Source organism: Streptomyces sp. NPDC101181 (assembly GCF_044767975.1).
GTDB lineage: Bacteria > Actinomycetota > Actinomycetes > Streptomycetales > Streptomycetaceae > Streptomyces.
Map to the genome: position 1 here is coordinate 65,512 of NZ_JBIWOX010000019.1, position 18,642 is coordinate 84,153.

The 18,642-nt window shown below is 73.7% G+C and carries 17 protein-coding genes; 4 read left to right on the forward strand and 13 right to left on the reverse strand.

The annotated features are described in order from the left end of the window. Positions 1-330 precede the first annotated feature (330 nt). The 4 genes from ACIRRU_RS24830 to ACIRRU_RS24845 all read right to left on the reverse strand — a co-directional run bounded on the left by ACIRRU_RS24830 (position 331) and on the right by ACIRRU_RS24845 (position 2,837). Complete coding sequence (locus ACIRRU_RS24830) at positions 331-993, reverse strand: HAD family hydrolase (RefSeq protein WP_403683993.1); 663 nt, start codon at positions 991-993, stop codon at positions 331-333. 29 nt (positions 994-1,022) lie between these two features. Beyond that, a complete protein-coding gene (locus ACIRRU_RS24835; RefSeq protein ID WP_403683995.1) occupies positions 1,023-1,493 on the reverse strand; it encodes a DUF5709 domain-containing protein in 471 nt (156 codons plus the stop codon). Between the two features lie 29 nt (positions 1,494-1,522). Further along, positions 1,523-1,849: a plasmid stabilization protein gene (locus ACIRRU_RS24840; RefSeq protein ID WP_403683997.1), complete on the reverse strand. Its 327-nt coding sequence runs from the start codon at positions 1,847-1,849 to the stop codon at positions 1,523-1,525. 250 nt (positions 1,850-2,099) lie between these two features. Continuing rightward, positions 2,100-2,837 carry a GAF and ANTAR domain-containing protein gene (locus ACIRRU_RS24845; RefSeq protein WP_403683999.1) on the reverse strand — a complete coding sequence of 246 codons (738 nt, stop codon included), beginning with the start codon at positions 2,835-2,837 and terminating at the stop codon, positions 2,100-2,102. 208 nt (positions 2,838-3,045) lie between these two features. Between ACIRRU_RS24845 and ACIRRU_RS24850 the strand changes: the two genes are divergently transcribed. Beyond that, positions 3,046-3,525: an STAS domain-containing protein gene (locus ACIRRU_RS24850; protein ID WP_403684001.1), complete on the forward strand. Its 480-nt coding sequence runs from the start codon at positions 3,046-3,048 to the stop codon at positions 3,523-3,525. A gap of 451 nt (positions 3,526-3,976) precedes the next feature. After that, positions 3,977-4,705 (forward strand): GAF and ANTAR domain-containing protein, encoded by a 729-nt coding sequence (locus ACIRRU_RS24855; RefSeq protein ID WP_363204131.1) that lies wholly within the window; start codon positions 3,977-3,979, stop codon positions 4,703-4,705. 66 nt (positions 4,706-4,771) lie between these two features. Here ACIRRU_RS24855 and ACIRRU_RS24860 read toward each other — a convergent pair whose 3' ends face one another. Then, positions 4,772-5,659: an SDR family oxidoreductase gene (locus tag ACIRRU_RS24860; RefSeq protein WP_403684004.1), complete on the reverse strand. Its 888-nt coding sequence runs from the start codon at positions 5,657-5,659 to the stop codon at positions 4,772-4,774. Between the two features lie 215 nt (positions 5,660-5,874). On the opposite strand from ACIRRU_RS24860, the gene ACIRRU_RS24865 reads away from it, so the two are divergent. Beyond that, positions 5,875-6,441, forward strand: coding sequence for a PadR family transcriptional regulator (locus ACIRRU_RS24865; RefSeq protein ID WP_403684005.1), 567 nt, complete (start codon positions 5,875-5,877; stop codon positions 6,439-6,441). Positions 6,442-6,507: 66 nt separating this feature from the next. Further along, positions 6,508-8,232, forward strand: a complete 1,725-nt coding sequence (locus tag ACIRRU_RS24870) for an acyl-CoA dehydrogenase family protein (RefSeq protein ID WP_403684007.1) — start codon at positions 6,508-6,510, stop codon at positions 8,230-8,232. A 180-nt stretch (positions 8,233-8,412) separates the two neighbouring features. Here the strand turns inward: ACIRRU_RS24870 and ACIRRU_RS24875 are convergent, their stop codons facing one another. From ACIRRU_RS24875 to ACIRRU_RS24910, 8 genes are read right to left on the reverse strand one after another with little or no spacing between them, the layout of a single operon-like run. Continuing rightward, positions 8,413-9,183: an FkbM family methyltransferase gene (locus ACIRRU_RS24875; protein ID WP_403684009.1), complete on the reverse strand. Its 771-nt coding sequence runs from the start codon at positions 9,181-9,183 to the stop codon at positions 8,413-8,415. Further along, positions 9,180-9,398 carry a Trm112 family protein gene (locus tag ACIRRU_RS24880; protein WP_403684010.1) on the reverse strand — a complete coding sequence of 73 codons (219 nt, stop codon included), beginning with the start codon at positions 9,396-9,398 and terminating at the stop codon, positions 9,180-9,182. Before ACIRRU_RS24880 ends, ACIRRU_RS24875 begins: the two co-directional genes overlap by 4 nt. A 53-nt stretch (positions 9,399-9,451) precedes the next feature. Next, complete coding sequence (locus ACIRRU_RS24885) at positions 9,452-10,345, reverse strand: hypothetical protein (protein WP_403684012.1); 894 nt, start codon at positions 10,343-10,345, stop codon at positions 9,452-9,454. Positions 10,346-10,349: 4 nt separating this feature from the next. Further along, a complete protein-coding gene (locus ACIRRU_RS24890; protein ID WP_403684013.1) occupies positions 10,350-11,075 on the reverse strand; it encodes a class I SAM-dependent methyltransferase in 726 nt (241 codons plus the stop codon). Then, a complete protein-coding gene (locus ACIRRU_RS24895; protein ID WP_403684015.1) occupies positions 11,072-12,400 on the reverse strand; it encodes a condensation protein in 1,329 nt (442 codons plus the stop codon). The genes ACIRRU_RS24890 and ACIRRU_RS24895 overlap by 4 nt, the downstream gene beginning before the upstream one ends. Then, the gene (locus ACIRRU_RS24900) at positions 12,400-16,686 is read right to left on the reverse strand and encodes an alpha-(1->3)-arabinofuranosyltransferase family protein (protein ID WP_403684016.1); all 4,287 of its coding nucleotides are present in this window, start codon (positions 16,684-16,686) and stop codon (positions 12,400-12,402) included. The genes ACIRRU_RS24895 and ACIRRU_RS24900 overlap by 1 nt, the downstream gene beginning before the upstream one ends. Further along, entirely contained in the window at positions 16,683-17,402 is a 720-nt protein-coding gene (locus ACIRRU_RS24905) for a class I SAM-dependent methyltransferase (RefSeq protein WP_225052452.1), read from the reverse strand. Before ACIRRU_RS24905 ends, ACIRRU_RS24900 begins: the two co-directional genes overlap by 4 nt. Further along, on the reverse strand, positions 17,399-18,568 hold the full coding sequence (locus ACIRRU_RS24910) for a glycosyltransferase family 4 protein (RefSeq protein ID WP_403684018.1): 1,170 nt from the start codon (positions 18,566-18,568) through the stop codon (positions 17,399-17,401). The genes ACIRRU_RS24905 and ACIRRU_RS24910 overlap by 4 nt, the downstream gene beginning before the upstream one ends. Positions 18,569-18,642 lie beyond the last annotated feature (74 nt).

The following is an 18,642-nucleotide window of genomic DNA, read 5'->3' on the forward strand; positions in this document are numbered from 1 at the left end:
GATGAGGGTCGGACAGATCGCGACCCGTGTCTCCCACGGTCGCGCCTCATGTCCGAAGCACAAAAGTGCTCATACCCGGTCTGATCACCGCCAAACGCAGAGCAGTGCGGTGCTCGCTCATGCGTTTGATTCGCGGTGGTCGCCGATCGGGAAGGACCACTCCGCTGGGCCGCCTGCCCGGTCCCGGGCCGCTGAAACGGGGGAGGGTCCGGGCGGCGGTTCCCGGCGGCGGGCGGAGCCGGGACAGGGCGCCGGGTCCTGGCCGCGAGGGGTGTCGCCGGGGGTGTTCTGTGCCCCTCGTGCCCGGCCGCCGGGCCGCCGGTCCGTCGGTCAGCTCCGGCGGAAGGGGCTGTCCTCCAGCCGGGAGAGCAGGGCGGCGACGTCCTCGTAGACCGCCCCCGCCCCCGCCCGCTCCAGGTCGGCGCGGGGGATACCGCCGGACAGCAGCGCCACCGCCGGCACCCCGGCCCGCTTCGCCGCCTCCATGTCCCAGACGGTGTCGCCCACGAACACCGAGTCCTCCGGGTCGGCTCCCACCAGACGGCAGGCCAGCCGCACGGGCTCGGGAGAGGGTTTGCCCGCCTCGACGTCGTCCGAACTCGCCGTGGCCGAGATGGCCGCGTCCGCGTCCACGGCCCGGCGCAGCGCCGTCAGTTCCGCCCCGCTCGCCGAGGTCGCCAGCACGACCTGCCAGCCGCGCCCGGCGAGCGTGCGCAGCAGGTCACCCGCGCCCGGGAAGGCCGGGAGGCGGTCGAAGTACGTCGCGTAGAGCACCGTGTGGGCGGAGCTGATGGCGGAGTCCTGGTCGCGGTCGCGGCCGGGGCCCAGCAGCCGCTCGATCAGATCGCCGGAGCCCAGGCCCACCGCCCGGTGGATGGCGGGCATCGGCACGGAGTGTCCGGCCTGCCGGAACGCCTCCCACCACGCCACCACGTGCAGGTGGTTGGTGTCGGTGAGGGTGCCGTCCACGTCGAAGATCGCCGCGCCCGTCATGCTGCCCGCTCTCCCGCCCGGTCCTGGAGCTACCGGAGCCCGGGGGCGTCGTCCTCGTCCACGATGTGCACGGCCGCCTCCTCGGCGGACGCGGCTCCGCCGTCGATGCCGACGTCCTCGGCGAACGCGTCGGTCCGCTTCCCGGTCGGGTCGTCGGCCTCGGTGAGCCGCCCGGCTCGCGGGTCACGCTCGCTCCGCTCCAGAGGTTCGCCCTCGCCGCCGGTCAGATCGCCGATGCCGTCGCCGGGGAGCGGGGTCACATCCGCGGTTTCCTGCGCGAGCCGCTGATCGAGTGATTCGCCCTGCTGTTCCTCGGCCGCCGTCGTACCGAATTTGTCCACGGCCAGCGGTCGTTCGGGAGGGGAGTAGCCCTCTTCCAGCTGATCGTCCAGGGTCCGTTCGCCGAGTGCGTTCTGCATGTCGAGATCGTCGTTCGGCGCTTCCTGGCCGTCGTCGTCCTGCGGCTGGTAGACATCGTCTCCGCGTGCCTCTGCGGGCATGGTGCGATTCCTCTCTGAACTTCCGGTGGTCAGTGCCCGAGGGCCTTTCGGAGTTCTTCCTTGTTCATCGACGAACGGCCGTCGATGTTCTTCTTCCTGGCCTCTTCGTACAGCTGGTCCCTGGTGGGGCCCTGGGCGCCCCGGTGCGAGCGTTCTCCGCCGCGCTGATAGGCGGACTTCTTGTCCCGGAGGGACGTTCGGCTCGCCGTTTTCGCCTCGCCGGACCGGGCCCTCTCCTTGTTCACGGTGCGAGCGGCGATTTCTTTCGCCCGTCCTTCGGGAACGCCCCGCTCCTCCTGGCTTTCCTTGATGTGCTCGTACTGCCGCTCGCGCTTCTTGTTCGATCCCGCCGGCATGGTCCGTTTCCTCTCCTCGCTCCGGCACCTCCTGGCTCTCACGCTAAAGGGCGGCGCCGACGGCTGCTTTCCGAACCGGTCGGCGCCTGAGTTCCGCGCACGCCGCAAACCTGTGGTCAGGAGTACCCCCGGTGAGGGCGGTAAACATGTCCCGGTGCGCGGAGGAGCGCACCGCGGGGTCGAAGGAGACTTCGCGCCGATCGCAGCGGCCACGAGGAGGCCGGGGCTCCGTCGGCAGACGGGCCGGGCCTCAGGGACGGGGGCGCAGCGGCGGGCCGGTGTGCGGGGCGCCGCCGGTGATCCCGCCGACCAGTTGCGTGCACAGCTCGCGGAGCTTGACGTTGCGGTGCTGCGAGGCGGTGCGCAGGATGGTCAGCGCCTCCTCGGACGAGCAGCGGCGCTGCCCCATGACGATGCCCGCCGCCTGGTCGATCACGGTGCGGGACTGGAGGGCGGCCTGGAGGTCGGAGGTGAAGGTCTGGGCGTCGGCCAGCCTCTGGGCCAGGGCGATGGCCCCGGTCGCCTGGGCGGCGAGGGCGCGCAGGGCGCCGAGATCGGAGTCCGCGAAACCCCGGTTCTTGGGCGAATAGAGGTTCAGCGCCCCCGCGGTGTGCGAGTGGCTCGCGATCGGCAGCGACAGCGACGAGAGCGTTCCGGCGGCGACGGCGAAGGCGGGGTAGCCGTTCCACCGCTCCTCCTCGCGCATGTCGCTCACACTGACCTCGTGCCCCTCGCGCAGCGCCTGTAGGCACGGCCCGTCGTCCTGCCCGTACTGCGCCTCGTCCAGCGCCGGCGCGCTGACACCCGCACTGACCACGGTCAGCGGCCGGTGCTCCCGTTCCAGCGTGATGCCGCAGCCGTCGGCCGCCGGGGCCAGCGCCAGGGCGCTCTCGGCGAGCACCTGGAGAAACGCGTCCAGGGTGGCGGTGTCCAGGAGCAGCGAGAGCAGGTCGGGGGGCTGGGGGGTGAGGGCGTCTTCGTCGGGCATGGTCGTTCCCTTCCCCGATTCGGGTTCATGACCCAGCATGGCACCTCCCGGACACCGGTGCGCCGACCGCGAAGGGGCCCGCGACCGCCCGCCGCCGACGGCGCCGCGGCCCGGAAAAGGGAGGGTGTCTGGGGCGCCGCCTTGGGCAGGATCAGTCCCGAGGTCAGGAAGCGGCCGCGTTCATCAGCCCTGCTTCCGTGGAGTGACCATGTTCCTGCTCAGCTACCAGCTCGACGACGCGCACCTGGTCGTCGAGCTGGACGAGGTGGTCGACCTGGACAACGAGGCGGCGGTCGAGCGCGAGTTGGTCCGGCTGCTGCCGTGCTGCGGTCCACGCGCGGTCATCGTCGACGTCATCACCCCCCTGCTCACCGCGCGGGCGCTGGGTCTCCTGCTGCGGGTCCGCGGCCAGGCCGGTGACCGGGGGGTGTCGATGGCGGTGGTGGCCCGGCACGCCGTCGCTCGTACGGTGCTGAGCGGCGCCGGGCTCGACCGCGTCCTGCGGGTCGCCCGCAGCCTCCCGGGGGCCGAACTGCGCGCCCGGGGATGCAGACCCCGGGCCCGGACGGGTGAGGCGTCGAGGCGTCAGGAGGGGCCGGGCGCGCCGCCCCCGCCGGTCCGGCCTTCGGGGCGGGTGAGCGGTCCGCACGCCCCCACGTCGCTGCCGCGCTATCCGCGCGGGCGCTGAGAAGGCCCGACCACGGCGGCGGGATGCGTACCCGAGAGGGCATAATGAACGGCTGGAGGTCAGGAAACGGCCCGTGTTGTCCCTCCCTGCCTCCGTGGAGTTTCCCGTGAACCTCTGTTCCCGCCGTCGCGCTGCCGTACGGGCCCCGGCCGCCGCCTTCTCCTGTCACGTACGCACCCCCGGCCATGCGGCCGGAGCGGGTGCCGTTCGCGGTGGGCCCCTGCGGACCGGTCTGCCCGCGGCCGCCGGTCCGCCCACGGGCGCGCGTGTGCCGGCTCCCCGGCGGGCCCCTTCCCCCGACGCCTGACGTCCCGCCGCCACGCGCCCGGCGCACCCCGTGGTTCGCCCGTGCGCCCGTGGCGGTCCGCCCTGTTCCAGCGGCGAGACCGCGCCGCTCAGCTTCGCCCCGCCCTGCTCCGGGCGCGGGTCACCGCCCAGAACGAGATGAAACATGACTGACAGGCCCGTGGCCGAGGCACCGGACGCGACTGCCCTGCTCCTGGACGCGACGTCGTTGGACGAGTTCCTCCAGGCTCTCGCCCGCAGTGCGACGGCCTTGGTGGAGATGGCCGACGGATGCGGTGTCACCCTGGAGCGGCAGGGCCGTCCGGTCACCGTGTCCAGCGTGGGGGCCACCGCCACGAAGCTGGACGAGGCCCAGTACGGCCAGGACGACGGCCCCTGCCTCCAGGCGATGCGCACCGGCCGCGAGGTCAGTGTGCCGGACACGCTCCGGGAGAGCCGCTGGGCCGGCTACCCCGCCTACGCGGCGGTCTGCGGCGCCCGCTCCTCCCTGTCGCTCCCCATCGCACCCCACAGCCACACGGCCGGAGCGCTCAACCTGTACGCACCCGTTCCCCACGCCTTCGACAAGGCCGACATGGCGGGGCTGCGGCTGCTCACCGCCCAGGCCACCGGGGCCATCGCACTGGCCCAGCGCATCGCGGACACCGAGGAGTTCGCCGCAGACCTGGAGGCCGCCCTGCGCTCCCGTACCGTCATCGACCAGGCGGTCGGGGTGGTCATCGGCCAGCAACGGTGCAGCCCGGACAAGGCGTTCGAGGTGCTGCGCACGGCGTCGCAGCACCGGAACGTCAAACTGCGCGACCTCTGCGCCGAGTTGATCGCCAGCATCACCGGTGAGGTGCCCCCCGAGGGCCGGATCCAGCCGAGGAGCTGACCCCGCCCCGCCCGCCGCCCGCCCCGGGCACGCCGGAAGGAGGCGGGCGACCGGGGCGCCGTCGGCTCAGGGAAGGGGCGTGCCGCCGGTGGCGTTCATGATCTCGCCGGTGACGAACGAGGCGTTCGCCGAGGCGAGGAAGACATAGGCGGGTGCCATCTCGGCGGGCTGCGCGGGACGGCCCAGCGGGCTCTGCTTCCCGAACTCGGCCGTGTCCGGCAGCGTGGCCGGGATGAGCGGCGTCCACACGGGGCCGGGGGCCACCGCGTTCACACGGACACCGTCAGCGGCGAGCATCTGGGCGAGGCCCTGGGTGAAGGTGACGATCGCCCCCTTCGTCATCGCGTAGTCCAGCAGGTGCGGGCTCGGCTTGTACGCCTGGACGGAGGTGGTGTTGATGATCGAGCCGCCCGCCGGGATGTGCGGCAGCGCGGCCTTGCACAGCCAGAACATCCCGTACAGGTTCGTGCGCACCACCCGGTCGAACTGCTCGGTGGAGATGGCGGAGATCCCGTCGGGCTGGGACATCTGGTACGCCGCGTTGTTGACCAGGATGTCGATGCGGCCGCCCTCGGCGACGGCCCGCTCCACGAGCGCGCGGCACTGCTCCTCCTCCCGGATGTCGCAGGCGACCGCCACGCCCTTGCGTCCGGCCTCCTCCACCAGGCGGACGGTCTCCCGGGCCTCCTTCTCCTCCTCGGGAAGGTGGGTCAGCACCACGTCCGCGCCCTCTCGCGCGAAGGCCAGGGCGACGGCGCGGCCGATGCCCGAGTCGCCGCCGGTGATCAGCGCCCTGCGGTCGGTGAGCAGGCCGCTGCCCCGGTAGGAGTCCTCGCCGTGGTCGGGCGGGGGGTCCATGGGGCCGGTCCAGCCGGGGTGGGCCTGGTCCTGCTGCGGGAAGTCGGGGCGGGGGTGGAGGTGGTTCGGGTCCTGGGGCTCTTCGTGGCTGGTCACGGTGTGCCTTCCTGGTCTGCGGACCGGTGGCGGACGGGGGCGACCGGGGCCCGGCGGACCGCGGTGCGCCGGGCCGAGTGCCCCTGTGCGCGTGACCGAAACACCCCCTTCCGTGCCGTCATCACTGGGGGTGACGCCGCCGGACCCGGGTGAGTCGTGTCTCACCCGCGGGCCGCGGCTTGTCTATGAAACAAGTTGCATAGCAGGATCGCGGTATGGCCCTCGACCACGCGATTCTCGTCTCCCTGCTGGAGAAGCCCGGCTCCGGCTATGAGCTGGCCCGGCGGTTCGAGCGGTCCATCGGGTACTTCTGGACGGCCACCCACCAGCAGATCTACCGCGTACTGGGGCGCATGGAGGCCGACGGCCTGCTCCTCGTCCGCGAGGTGCCCCAGCAGGGGCGTCCGGACAAGAAGGAGTACTCCGTCACCGACGGGGGGCGGGGCGTGCTCGCCCAGTGGCTGCACAAGCCGATCGAACCGGAGAGCCTGCGCCACGATCTCGCCGTCAAGATCAGAGGCGCCGCCTTCGACGACCCGGCCGCCCTGACCGCCGAAGTCGTACGCCACCGGCAGGCGCACCGGGACCGGCTCGCGCACTATCTCGCGGGCCAGGTCCGCGACTTCACCGGCCCCGAGGCCCCGGCACCGCCCGACGCCGGGCAGGAACTCCAGCACGTCGTCCTGCGCGGCGGCATCGCGTACGAGCGCATGACCATCGCCTGGCTCGACGACGTGCTCGACACCCTGCACCGGCTCGCGGCGGCGGGACCGGACGCCTGACCGGGGCGCCGCGCCCGCCACCTCGTACCACCCACGCAACCCTCACCCTCCCGGAAGGCACCCGCCATGGCCGCGTCCGCGTCCCTCCTGTTCAACCCGCACACCTACGACCCCGGGCACTTCGACCCGGAGACCCGCAGGCTGCTGCGCGCCACCGTCGACTGGTTCGAACAGCGGGGCAAGCGGCGGCTGATCGAGGACTACCGCTCCCGTGCCTGGCTCGGCGACTTCCTCGACTTCGCCGCGAGGGAAGGCCTGTTCGCCACCTTCCTCACCCCCGCCTCCGCCGCGGGCGGTGAGAACCAGCGCTGGGACACCGCCCGCATCGCCGCCCTGAACGAGATCCTCGGCTTCTACGGGCTCGACTACTGGTACGCCTGGCAGGTGACCATCCTCGGCCTCGGCCCGGTCTGGCAGAGCGACAACGCCGACGCCCGCGCCCGTGCGGCCGAACTCCTCGGCCAGGGAGAGGTGTTCGCCTTCGGTCTCTCCGAGAAAGCGCACGGCGCCGACATCTACTCCACCGACATGCTGCTGGAGCCGGACGGCGAGGGCGGCTTCCTGGCCTCCGGCTCCAAGTACTACATCGGCAACGGCAACGCCGCCGGTCTCGTCTCCGTCTTCGGCCGCCGCACCGACGTCGAGGGGCCCGACGGGTACGTGTTCTTCGCGGCCGACAGCCGCCACGACGCCTACCACCTGGTGAAGAACGTCGTCGACTCCTCCAAGTACGTCAGCGAGTTCCGTCTCACCGGCTACCCGGTGGCCCCCGCCGACATCCTGCACACCGGCCGTGCCGCCTTCGACGCCGCGCTCAACACCGTCAACGTCGGCAAGTTCAACCTCTGCACCGCCTCGATCGGCATCTGCGAGCACGCGATGTACGAGGCCGTCACCCACGCGCACAACCGCATCCTCTACGGCCGCCCCGTCACCGCCTTCCCGCACGTGCGGCGCGAGCTGACCGACGCGTACGTCCGGCTCGTCGGGATGAAGCTGTTCAGCGACCGCGCCGTCGACTACTTCCGTTCCGCCGGGCCCGACGACCGCCGCTACCTGCTCTTCAACCCGATGACGAAGATGAAGGTGACCACGGAGGGCGAGAAGGTCATCGACCTGATGTGGGACGTCATCGCCGCCAAGGGCTTCGAGAAGGACAACTACTTCGCCCAGGCGGCCGTCGAGATCCGGAGCCTGCCCAAGCTGGAGGGCACGGTCCACGTCAACCTCGCGCTGATCCTGAAGTTCCTCCGCAACCACCTGCTGAACCCCACCGGCCACCCCGCCGTCCCCTCCCGCCTCGACGCGGCCGACGACGGGTTCCTGTTCCGGCAGGGACCGGCCCGGGGCCTGGGCTCCGTGCGCTTCCACGACTGGCGGCCCGCCTTCGACGCGTACGCCCGGGTGGCGAACGTCGCCCGCTTCCGCGAGCAGGCCGACGCCCTGTGCGCGTTCGTCGGGACGGCCGCCCCCGACGAGGAGCAGAGCCGCGACCTGGACCTCCTGCTCGCCGTCGGGCAGCTGTTCGCCCTGGTCGTCCACGGTCAGCTCATCCTGGAGCAGGCCCGGCTGACCGACCTGGACGAGGACCTGCTGGACGAGCTCTTCGCCGTCCTCGTACGCGACTTCTCCGCGCACGCCGTCGACCTGCACGGCAAGGACTCCGCCACCGCGGACCAGCAGGACTGGGCGCTCGGCGCCGTACGCCGTCCCGTCGTGGACACGGACCGCTCGGCGCGGATCTGGGAGCGCGTCGAGGCGCTGTCCGGGGCCTACGAGATGGCGCCCTGACCACCCCCGCGCCTCCGGGGCCCGGCTCCGCTCCGTTCGCGAGCCGGGCCCCGCGCGGTCCGGGCCGGCCGTCCGCTTACCGGAGCGTCCGGCCGCGATCCGTCCGCGCCGCCCTCCGCCACCTGTGTCATCCTCCACCCGGCCCGCCCCGCGGACTCCGGCCGAGGACGCGGGGACCGCTCAGGCCGTACCCGGAGTGCGCCCACGCGGCAGGAACAGCACCGAGTTGACGTAGCGCTCCCGGCGCGGTGCGAAGGCCCGGTGCAGCAGCCCCCGGTGCACCAGGTGCTCGGTCCGCCGCTGGTGGGCCACCAGGTCGAACCCGGCGAGCGGGACCCAGTCGCGATCCGGCAGGACCCAGCCCGCGTAGCCCTGAGCGGTCAGCGTGCCGATCACCGGCTCGACGGGGCCGAGCCGGCTCTCCAGCTCGATCAGCAGCGCCGGGCTCTCCCGGCGCAGCAGCTCCGCCGCGCCGCGCAGCGCGGCCGCCTCCCCGCCGTCCACGTCCATCTTCACGAAGCCGACCCCGCTCAGCCCCAGGCCGTCGACGGTGACCGACGGCACGTCCACACTGTGGGCGTGGATGTCGCGGCGGGCCAGCGAGGAGACCCCCCGGTCGCCCTGGTCGCCCTCCGGGAACCACAGCTGGACCGTGCCCTCCCGGTCGGTCGCCGCACCCTGGACCACCCGGACGTTCGACGGCAGCGTCCGGCGCAGATGCTCGGCCAGATGCGGCACGGGCTCCACCGTCACCACCCGCTCGCAGCGCGCGGCGAGCCGCCGGGACCACGGGCCGTACCAGCCCCCGATGTCGAGGGCGACGCCTCCCGGCGGGCAGAAGTCGGCGAGCCGCCGCAGCTCGGGCTCGAAGCGCGGATACAGGGCGACGGCGGCGGACCCCACCAGCCGGCCGGGCAGCCTGGCCGCCACCGCCGCGGCGAGCGTGGTCACGTGGCCGAGGCCTTCAGCGAGGAGAGGAACCGCTCGTGGTCGACGGCGTCGACCTTTCTGCCCGAGGAGGGCAGGAGCTGCGGTATCCCGTCCACGATCGGGTAACTCAGGCGCAGCCGCCGGTTGTAGAGCGCCCCCTCCTCCGGGAGCAGGACCAGCGGCCCCTTGTCGAGCGGGCAGGCCAGCAGGGCCAGCAGCGGATCGTCGGGACGCATCTGTGGGCTCCTCGGTGTCGTCGGGGCGAAGCGGCGGAACGTACGAGCAGGGATCAGGAAGCCGCGGCGGGCGGCGGGTCGTGGCGCGGCATGGCCAGCAGGACCGTCAGGGCCAGCGCCGTCCCCGCCACCCGCAGGGTCAGCAGCAGCGGGTCCTCGGGCAGGCTCTCACCGAACGCGAGCGTCCCCAGCACCGCCGTGAACAGGCACGTCACCGTCGTGCACACCGGCACGATCAGCGAGGCCCGGCAGCGTTGCAGGGCCGCCTGGGACATCACCAGACCGGCCACCGCGGTGAACAGCAGCAGGTACGGATAGGGCGAGGTCAGCAGCGACAGCGCCGCCTCACCCAGATCGGTGCTGGTCAGGCGGCTGGACGTGCCCTTGATCGCCAGGGAGCTGACCCCGTAGAGCAACCCCACCGCCACCCCGTAACCGATGCCGCTGGTCGGCACCCGGTGCCGCTTGGCCGCCCGGCTCTCCACCCGTACGTACAGCCAGACGCCCGCCGCCAGCGCGGGCACGCACACCAGCAGCACCAGCATCCACGGGGCCCCGCCGCTTACCGCGTCCTCGCCCTCGCGCACCGAGGCGACCACCATCAGCAGCGCCAGCAGCACCCCGCCCAGCGCGTAGCGCTCGCGGCCCGAGGACTCCTCGCCGAGCACCGCCGACGACAACAGCAGGAGCAGCACCAGACCGGAGACGAAGATGCCCTGGGCGGCCGCGATCGGCAGCGCCCGGTAGACGATCAGCTGGGCCCCGAACCCGGCCGCCAGCGCCAGCGCACCGACCATCCACAGCGGGCTGGTCAGCAGCGTCCGCACCACGTGCAGCGGCCGGTCGGCGGAGAGCGCGGGCAGCGAACCGAGCGCCCGCTTCTCCACCACGAACCCCACGCTGTACAGCGCGTTGGCCACCAGCGCCGCGCCCACACCCCACCACATCGCGCTACCTCCGCCGGGCGTGGGCCAGCAGGATGGACGCCGCCCCCGGGACCGAGCACGCCGCCCGGTCCAGCAGCCGCAGCGGCTTCGGCACCCCGTGGAAGGGCGCGCCGGTGATCCGGACGTCCGCGAATCCGGACGCGGTCAGGAACGAACGCAGCGCACGGGCGGTGTACAGGCGCAGATGGCCGACCACCTCGGAGCCCGGCCTGCCGTGGATGCCGCGCAGGCTGACCTCCGAGAACACCGGCTGCACCCCCGCCAGCAGCAGCGCCCGGTTGTACCAGGCGGCCAGGTTGGGGGTGGACAGCATCAGATGGCCGCCGGGGCGCAGCACGCGCCGCAGCTCGTCCATCGCCTGGTCCGGGTCGACCAGATGCTCTAGGATCTCGCTGAACAGCACGGCGTCCGCGCAGCCGTCGGCCAGCGGCAGCCCGCCGTGCTCCAGTTCGCCGCGCACCACGTGGCCCATCCGGGGGCGGGCCCGGCGCAGGGCGTCCTGCGACCAGTCGATGCCGATCAGCCGGTGCCCGGCGAGGACCGGGGCAGCCGTGGCCGCCGCCGTACCGTCACCGCAGCCCACGTCGACGATCACCTGGCCGGGCGCCTCCAGCGCGTCCGCCAGCAGCCGGGCCTGCCGCCTGGTGCGCCCGTCGCCCGAGGCGACGGGGACCGCCGGGTTCTCGTAGAAGTCCCGCAGCCCGGGGGAGGGGGAGGTCGCGCTGGTCATAGGGCCTCCGAGGACGTCGCGGCCAGGTGCCGGGTGAACAGGTCCAGCAGGGCCGCGCCGTCGCTCCGCCCCAGCAGGGTGCGCGACCAGCGCAGGGCCAGATGCAGCCGGCCGTCCGTGGACGCCGTGGTGAAGGTCAGTCCCCGGGGCATCCGGGCGGGTGCGGAGAACCACACCGCGCTCGCCCGGCCGGCGTCACCGAAGTCCAGCGGGTAGGGGATCCGGCCGATGTTGCTCAGCAGGGTCGTCGAGGTCCATGGACCGGCGACCACCCGCAGCCCCCGGGTGAGGGCGCCCCGGGCCGCCACCGGCAGCACGGGTGCGGTCAGCAGGCCCGCGCCTCTGCCCAGTTGCGGGCGCGGCTGGGCCTTGAGTGCCCGGGTCCGCTCGGCGGTCGCCCGCAGCAGAGCCGCCACGTCCGTCCCGGGCGCCACCTCGGCCGCGGTGAAGCCGACCTCCACCAGCCGGGTCCCGTTGCCGATCGGCATCTCGGGGCCCCGGGTGCGGTCGTCGACCGGCATGGTGATCCGCAGCGGCCGCCGGCCGGCCCCCGGCGCGCCCTGCGCCCGGTTCCAGTCGGCCACCGTCAGCGCGGTCGCCACCATCAGCTGGTCGTTCACCGTGTACGGCGCGCCGGACTCCCGGCGGGGGACCGGGAGTTCGGCCAGCAGCATCGCGTTGCCCGGCTGAGGGGCGTGCCCCGGGGAGCCCGGTGCCACCTGGGCGGGCCGGGCCAGCGCCGGGGTCCCGGAGCGCCGGAGCCGAGGGGCCGCCGCCGGTCGGGCCGGGGCGGGCGACGGCGGGGTGGGCGACATGCCGTAGACCTCCGCGGCCGTCGCCGCCAGCCGCAGGCACGCCGGACCGTCCAGGGCGGTGTGGTGCACGGTGAACAGCAGCACACAACCCTCCCGGTCCGGCTCGCGGACCACGTCCAGCCGCAGCGGCGGCGAGGCGGTCAGCGCCGGGGCGCGGTCCAGCGCCCCGGTCCGCGCCCGCTCCAGGGCTCCGGGCGCGCACGGCGGGAAGGAGACCGGGTCGGTGTCCGGTCCCTCGGTCAGCTCCCACTCGTAGCGGCGGGCCAGCGGCCCCCGGGGCCGCTCCCGCATCAGCGCCCGGGGGTGCCGGGCCAGCGCGGTGGCGAACGCGGAGCGCAGCCGTTCCTCGTCGACCCGGCCCGGCAGATGGATCTCGATGTGCACCGTGCTCGGCTCGGCGTCCTGCGCGCAGTGCCGGGCCACCTCGTCGACGACCGGGAACGGCACCCGGGCGGGGCGCCCAGGCGACCGGCCGCCGCCCGGGGCCCGCTGGTGCTGAACGGTCGCCATCAGGCGTCCTCCCCCTTCGTCGGGTGCCTGCCATCGGCGGACAGCGTCCGGCCCGAGGGCGGGGCGGGCTGCGCCGGGAGCTGGACCGTCGGCCGGTCGCCGTCCGCCGGGACCGGCTCCGCCGTGCCCCGGCCGCCGCGGAGCGCCCGCCTGCCGAGCGGCTCCCGGCCCACCGTGACCAGTGCGGCGAACAGCCCGATCAGGGCCAGCAGTTGAGCGGTGGCACCGAAGGCGCCCGCACCCGTGGTCGTACTCTCCCCGGTGCCCACCGCGGCGACAACCCCCGCGGCGGCCATCGCCGCGAACGCGACCGGAACGAGCAGCCGCGGCCGGAAGTGCGCCAGGACGGCGAGCAGCGGTACGGCCACCGCGACCGGACCCGCGATCACCACCCCGACCAGGCTCAGGGCGACCGTGCCCAGGATCAGCCCCGGACCCGGCGGCGCCGGCTGCTCCTCCTCCCCGTCCCGGCCGGAGCCCTTGCGGCCGACGAGGGCGAGCACCACGAGCGCCAGGAAGAGCACACCCGCGCCGATCAGGCCCCACCGGTAGAGGGTGGCCGGTTCGTACTCCAGGGTGACCGTGCCGCCCCCGCCCTCGGGCACCAGCCAGGCCTGCTGCCACCCGTCGATCCGCAGCGGCGTCAGCTCCTTGCCGTCCAGGGTGGCCTTCCAGCCCTTGTTGTGGTTCTCGTGGATCTGGAGGTAGGCGGCCTCGCCCGCTCCGACCTCCACGGTCCGCCGGTCGCCCTCACCCTGCTCCATGTCCACCGTGCGCGGCGTCGCCGCGGCGGCCTCGGTGGCGCCGTTGCTGAGCGTGACGTCCGTGATCGCCAGCGGACCCTCGTCCCCCGCCTGCACGGTGGTGGACGAGGCGGCCAGCTCGACCTTGCTGCCGTCGGTGCACAGCGACACGTCGATGGGCCTGCGCTGGGTCAGATCCCGCACCCGGCCCTCGGCCCTGGTCTCCAGGTACGTGCCGCCGACGGAGAGGACGGGTCCCTTGCCGCAGGGCAGGCTGAACCTCTGGTCCGGCTTCGGCTGCGGCGACCGGAACTCCTCCAGCGCCGGGATGTAGACCTCGCTCAGCCCGACCGGCAGCTGCAACTGGCCGTCGGCCACCGGGTTGTGGACGGTCAGCGGAGCCGTCTTGGAGATGGTGATGTCCATCCGGTCGGTGTTGACGGGCGAGAAGCGGGCCATGCCGTTCTCGTCCACCGAGGCCACCGCCGTACCGTCCGGCGAGCTGATCTGGACCTGCTCGGCACGGGCCGACAGACCCCCGGCCGCGGCGAACACGATCTCCCCGACCGGCCGCTTCTCGGGCCACTTCAGACGCAGTACGGGGCGCTCGCCCGCGATCCACGCCGTGGTGAGGTCGCCGTCGGTGAGGTTGCGGGGGCTGAGGTTGGTGCCCAGCCGCGCCGTGGAGTCGGCGGTCACCTCGATCTTGTCCCGCTCGCCCGTCAGGTCGAACAGCAGCTTGTCGAGGGCCTCGCCGGGCACCGGCAGGGCGGTCGCCGCGACCGTGTAGTCGCCCGCCTCAGGAGCGGTGAACTGGCGGCCCAGGCCCACCTCGGCCGCCACGGACGACAGGCCGCCCGGGTCGCTGCCCCGCCGCAGCGAGAACACCGTCGAGTCGGCGCCCTCGCGCGGCGCGTCGTTCGGCAGCTCCAGCATCCGGGTCACCTGCACCCCCGGGACGGCGATGTCGCTGAACCCGGCCCCGGTGAGCCCCGGGCGCCCCTGCTGGGACTCCAGGATCGTCACCTTCAGCCAGGCCGCCTGCCCGGCGGGCGCCGCCACCTGCTGCGCCGAACCGTCGGTCCGCAGCGGGCTGTCCTTGGAGCCCTGGTCGGTCTCCACCCGGATCACCGTGGCCGCCGCCCGGACGTTGCCGCTGGGCAGCGGCGTCACCTGGATCGAGGCGGGGATGTCCGTCGGGGTGGAGAAGTCGACCCGCACCCACTCGTCCTTCGGCGAGCCGGGAGAGCCCTCCGCCCAGCCGGTCGCCGGGTTGCCGTCGAAGGCGTTGACCGGGTCGTACTGCGGCAGATGGAAGAGCCAGTTGCCCACCGAGGACGCGCTGACCGACTTCGCCCCCCGGATCACCGCCGTCGTCTGGTGGTCCGCCCCGGACGTCGGCAGGATCTGCCGCGGCTCACGGCCCGGATCCTGCGCCGACTCCTCGGCGTTGCGCTCGCCCGAGGTGTACGTGTACGAGGTGTTGGAGTTCACCAGGCCGAACCGGGTGTCGGCCCGCCGCAGCCCGTCGCCCGCCGCGTACAGCGACGGCCGTCCCAGACCCGGATGCGCGTCCCCGGCGAGCACGGTGGGCCGCCCCTCGACGGCGCCGCTCGCCGACAGCGGCAGCAGCGACTCGGGGCCGCCGCTCACCACGGCGGTCGAGGCGACCGGAGTGGCCGTCGCCCGCCCGGGGCGTTCGGTCCCCTCCGGCGGCGCGTAGATCTCCACGGCCCGCTGGCGCGGGTACAGCCCCTCGACCTGCACGGGGGTGTCGGCCGCGATCCGGCCCGCGGTCATCACCGGCCCGTAGCCCTTGACCCGCTCGTAACCGGACGCCTCCAGGGTGCGCTTGACCGTGGTGGACGGGACGTAGCCCAGCTGGTCCGGGTCCAGGTCGTTGCGGACGACCACGTAGTGCAGCCCGGCCCGGTTCAGGTACGCGGAGAGCCCGGGGACCTCGCCGCCGGAGGTCAGCGCCTGCTCGACGGCGTCCATCGCCCGCCGGTTGCCGGGCGTGCCGAAGGGAACGTAGTCACGCTGTGCGTAGGGCGAGTCGGCCAGTACGTCCAGCGGCTGGTCGATGGGGGAGCCCCAGGTGTAGATACCGTGCGCGGTCGCCGGGACCACCAGCGCGCGGTCGTCCGGCGAGTTCTCCTTGAGCCAGCTCCCGGTGGAATCCCAGTAGTCGGGGACCTTCTGGAACGAACCCGTCTGGAGGATGGAGCCGTTGAGGTACGGCCACGCCAGACCCGGCAGCACGATCACGGCGGCGACCACCGGTGCCAGACGCCGCATCCGCGCCGGGTCCGGGCCCCGGCGGGCGGCGGCCACGGCGGCGACGGCGGTGATGTGCGCCAGCCCCAGGGCCAGCGCCAGCGCCAGGCCCGTCTGGAACTTGTAGATGTTCCGGAACGGCACCAGCCAGGTGTCCAGCCAGTCCTGGACGGTGCCGTGGAACAGCCCGCCCAGCGCGCCGCCGTACCCGGCGAGCGTCACGAGCGCGACGGACAGCACGGTCAGCACCAGCCAGCGGCGCTCGGGCAGATCCCGCCGGGCCAGCCCCGCCAGCCCCAGGGCGGCGGCGAGCGCCGAGCCCAGGATGGTGACGGTCGAGCTCGCGACGGTCCACCCGGCCGGCAGCCAGGGCTCACCGAAGTTGAGATAGCCCACCCAGTTGCCCGCGCCGCGCAGCGCCTCGGTCGCCGACATGGTCGTCGTCGTGGTGTACGAGGACTCCACGTACGGCATGAAGTTCTCGCCGAAGGTCCCCAGCAGCAGCAGCGGGACGATCCACCAGGCGGTCGCCATGATCACGCCCGGTATCCACCACAGCAGCAGCCCGCGCTTGCGCGGACCGCCCGGCCGCGCCAGCAGATACAGCCCCACCGGCAGCAGCGAGGCCAGCGTGGAGGCCGCGTTGACCCCGCCCATCAGCGGGATCAGCAGCGCGGAGCGGACGGCCGCGATGCGCGGGGTGAGACGCGGGTCGGTCAGCGGCAGCAGCACCCACGGCAGCAGGGCGCCCGGCAGCGCCGCGGCCGACGTGGAGCCCACCACGATGGTGTAGGTCGGCCACAGCGCGTAGACGACCGCGGCCAGCAGCCGGCTGGAGGACGAGCCCACCCGCAGCCGCTCCGCGAGGCGCAGCGCGCCCCAGAAGGCGGTCGCCACGATGAGCGACAGCCACAGCCGCTCGGCCAGCCAGGTCGGCACCCGCAGCAGTTCGGCGGTGCCGTAGTACGGCAGCATCGGCACGAGGTAGCCGATGTACTGGTCGGCTATCCCGCCGAACCCCGAGCGGCTGTGCCACAGCTCGCCCAGGTCGCCGAGGAACCGGCCCGGCGCGGTGACGACGCCCAGCTTGGTGTCGAACGTCATCCGGCCGGGCGACACCGCCAGGAAGGCCAGGAAGACGGCGGCCCAGAACCCCAGGAGCCAGCGCCGGGAACGCGCCTGCGGCGGGCCGTCGGCGGGGACGGAGGGCTCGGGGCCCGGACCGTCCGGGGCCGCGGGCCGGGGTGGGTGGACAGCGCTGGTCATGAACACCGCCGGAGAATGAGGAGGAGGTTCCAGGTGGCGAACTCCCGCAGGACGGGAATGCGCGGCACGAGCTGGGGAAGGACGGGCCAGTAACGGGAGCGCGCGGAAACCACGGTCACGTCACTGCGGCTTCGGACATGGCGCAGCGTCTCGCCCACGCCGATCCGGAAGAGGTTGTCGCCGAGGCGGTGCTTGGCGGGACGGCCGGTGCGCCGCTCGTAGCGGCTCCGGGCGCGCTCGGCGCCCAGGTAGTGCCACGGCGCCCACTCGTGGCCGCCCCAGGGGGAGTGCCAGTTGGTGAAGGAGACGTAGATCAGCCCGCCCGGCCGGGTCACCCGGGCCATCTCGCTGAGAAAGGTGTGCGGGTCGGCCACGTGCTCCAGCACGTTGGACGAGAAGCAGACGTCGGCCGCTCCGTCGGCCAGCGGCAGCAGATACCCGTCGGCGACCACGGTGTCCGCCCGCTCGCCGGGGCTCAGCTCGGCCGTGTCCGGTTCGAAGAGGTAGCCGTGCGCGCCGCGCCGGCGGAACTCCCGGGTGAAGTAGCCGTCGCCGCCGCCGATGTCCACGACGACCTTGCCCCGGACCGGACCGTGCCGCTCCACCTGGTCCGCGGCGTCGCGGGCCAGCAGGGTGTACGCCGTCGCCGGGTCACCCTGCTCCCGCATGAAGGCACGGAACAGGGCGGCCGAGCGCCGGAAGGAAGGGTCTTTCACGCGTTCGCACCGATCGCCGGGGCGCTCACGCCGCTGGTCGCCTCGGCGGCGACCGCCAGGAACTGCCGGACGCTGCTGGTCCACCGGAACGCGGCGGCCCGCTCCCGGGCGGCCTTGCCCATCGCCTCGCGCCGCTCGTCGTCCAGGGCCAGCGCGCACCAGGCGGCGGCGAAGGACGACGCGCCCGGGGCGAGGATGCCGGTGACGCCGTCCTCGACGGAGTCGCGCAGCCCCGGTACGTCGAAGCCCAGGGTCGGGGTCGAGCGCGCGCCGGCCTCCGTGACGACCAGCCCCCACCCCTCCACGGCCGCCGGATGCAGCAGCATCCACGACGCGCAGAGCAGCCGGTGCTTCTCCGCCTCGGTGACGTGACCGGCGAACTCCACGCCCTCACCGGCGAGCCGCTCCAGGCGGGCCCGCTCGGGTCCGTCGCCGACGATGACGAGACGGCCGCCGGTGACCGGCCGGACCCGCTCCCACAGCTGGAGCAGCAGATCGATGCGCTTGTAGTCGACGAGCCGGCCCAGCGCCACGAACAGCGGGGTCCCGGACCGGTCGCCCTGCGGGCTCGGCTCCTCGACGCCGTTGTGCACCACCCTGATCCGGTGGTCGGGCACGCCCAGCTCGCGCAGGGCGCCCGCCGTGGACGGGGACACCGCGATCATCAGGTGGTCGCGGTAGGCGCGGGACAGCGCCCAGTGCTCCAGCCGCCGCCCGGCCCGCGCCACGGGCAGGGGGAACCGCATGTCCCACAGGTCTGTGTGCACATGGTTGACCAGGCACACGGTGGGACCGCGGTGCCACAGGGGCGCGAGATACGGCATGCCGTTGCAGACCTCGACCAGCAGGTCGCAGTCCCCGACCTGCCGGGCGAAGGCGGACCGCGCACCGAGGTAGTGCCCCAGGCTTCCGCCCGCCGACACGACGCGGTAGGACCTGCGGGCGGCCTGGCCGCCGCACAGCAGGGTGACGTCGTGGCCCTGCTCGGTGAGGCCCGAGGCGAGCCGGTCGATCAGCAGCTCGGAGCCGCCGGCGGCCGGGTTGCCCAGGTCGCGGTGGGCGAGGAAGACGATGCGTCGCGGGGCCGCGGGGACCCTGGAGGATGCCGGGCCCTGACCCTGGCGCGTGACTGCATCGAGCAGTGGGGGAGGTACGTGCTGGGGCATGGGCGCTCCAACTCGGCTCGGGGTGCGGGGACTCGGGGATGAGCGGAAAGAGGGGGGAGGGTATCCGCGGAGGG

Coding starts and splice junctions, on each gene's coding strand:
- ACIRRU_RS24830 (WP_403683993.1), bottom strand. CDS start 993: ATGACGGGCGCGGCGATCTTCGACGTGGACGGCACCCTCACCGACACC.
- ACIRRU_RS24835 (WP_403683995.1), bottom strand. CDS start 1,493: ATGCCCGCAGAGGCACGCGGAGACGATGTCTACCAGCCGCAGGACGAC.
- ACIRRU_RS24840 (WP_403683997.1), bottom strand. CDS start 1,849: ATGCCGGCGGGATCGAACAAGAAGCGCGAGCGGCAGTACGAGCACATC.
- ACIRRU_RS24845 (WP_403683999.1), bottom strand. CDS start 2,837: ATGCCCGACGAAGACGCCCTCACCCCCCAGCCCCCCGACCTGCTCTCG.
- ACIRRU_RS24850 (WP_403684001.1), top strand. CDS start 3,046: ATGTTCCTGCTCAGCTACCAGCTCGACGACGCGCACCTGGTCGTCGAG.
- ACIRRU_RS24855 (WP_363204131.1), top strand. CDS start 3,977: ATGACTGACAGGCCCGTGGCCGAGGCACCGGACGCGACTGCCCTGCTC.
- ACIRRU_RS24865 (WP_403684005.1), top strand. CDS start 5,875: ATGGCCCTCGACCACGCGATTCTCGTCTCCCTGCTGGAGAAGCCCGGC.
- ACIRRU_RS24870 (WP_403684007.1), top strand. CDS start 6,508: ATGGCCGCGTCCGCGTCCCTCCTGTTCAACCCGCACACCTACGACCCC.
- ACIRRU_RS24880 (WP_403684010.1), bottom strand. CDS start 9,398: ATGCGTCCCGACGATCCGCTGCTGGCCCTGCTGGCCTGCCCGCTCGAC.
- ACIRRU_RS24885 (WP_403684012.1), bottom strand. CDS start 10,345: ATGTGGTGGGGTGTGGGCGCGGCGCTGGTGGCCAACGCGCTGTACAGC.
- ACIRRU_RS24890 (WP_403684013.1), bottom strand. CDS start 11,075: ATGACCAGCGCGACCTCCCCCTCCCCCGGGCTGCGGGACTTCTACGAG.
- ACIRRU_RS24895 (WP_403684015.1), bottom strand. CDS start 12,400: ATGGCGACCGTTCAGCACCAGCGGGCCCCGGGCGGCGGCCGGTCGCCT.
- ACIRRU_RS24900 (WP_403684016.1), bottom strand. CDS start 16,686: ATGACCAGCGCTGTCCACCCACCCCGGCCCGCGGCCCCGGACGGTCCG.
- ACIRRU_RS24910 (WP_403684018.1), bottom strand. CDS start 18,568: ATGCCCCAGCACGTACCTCCCCCACTGCTCGATGCAGTCACGCGCCAG.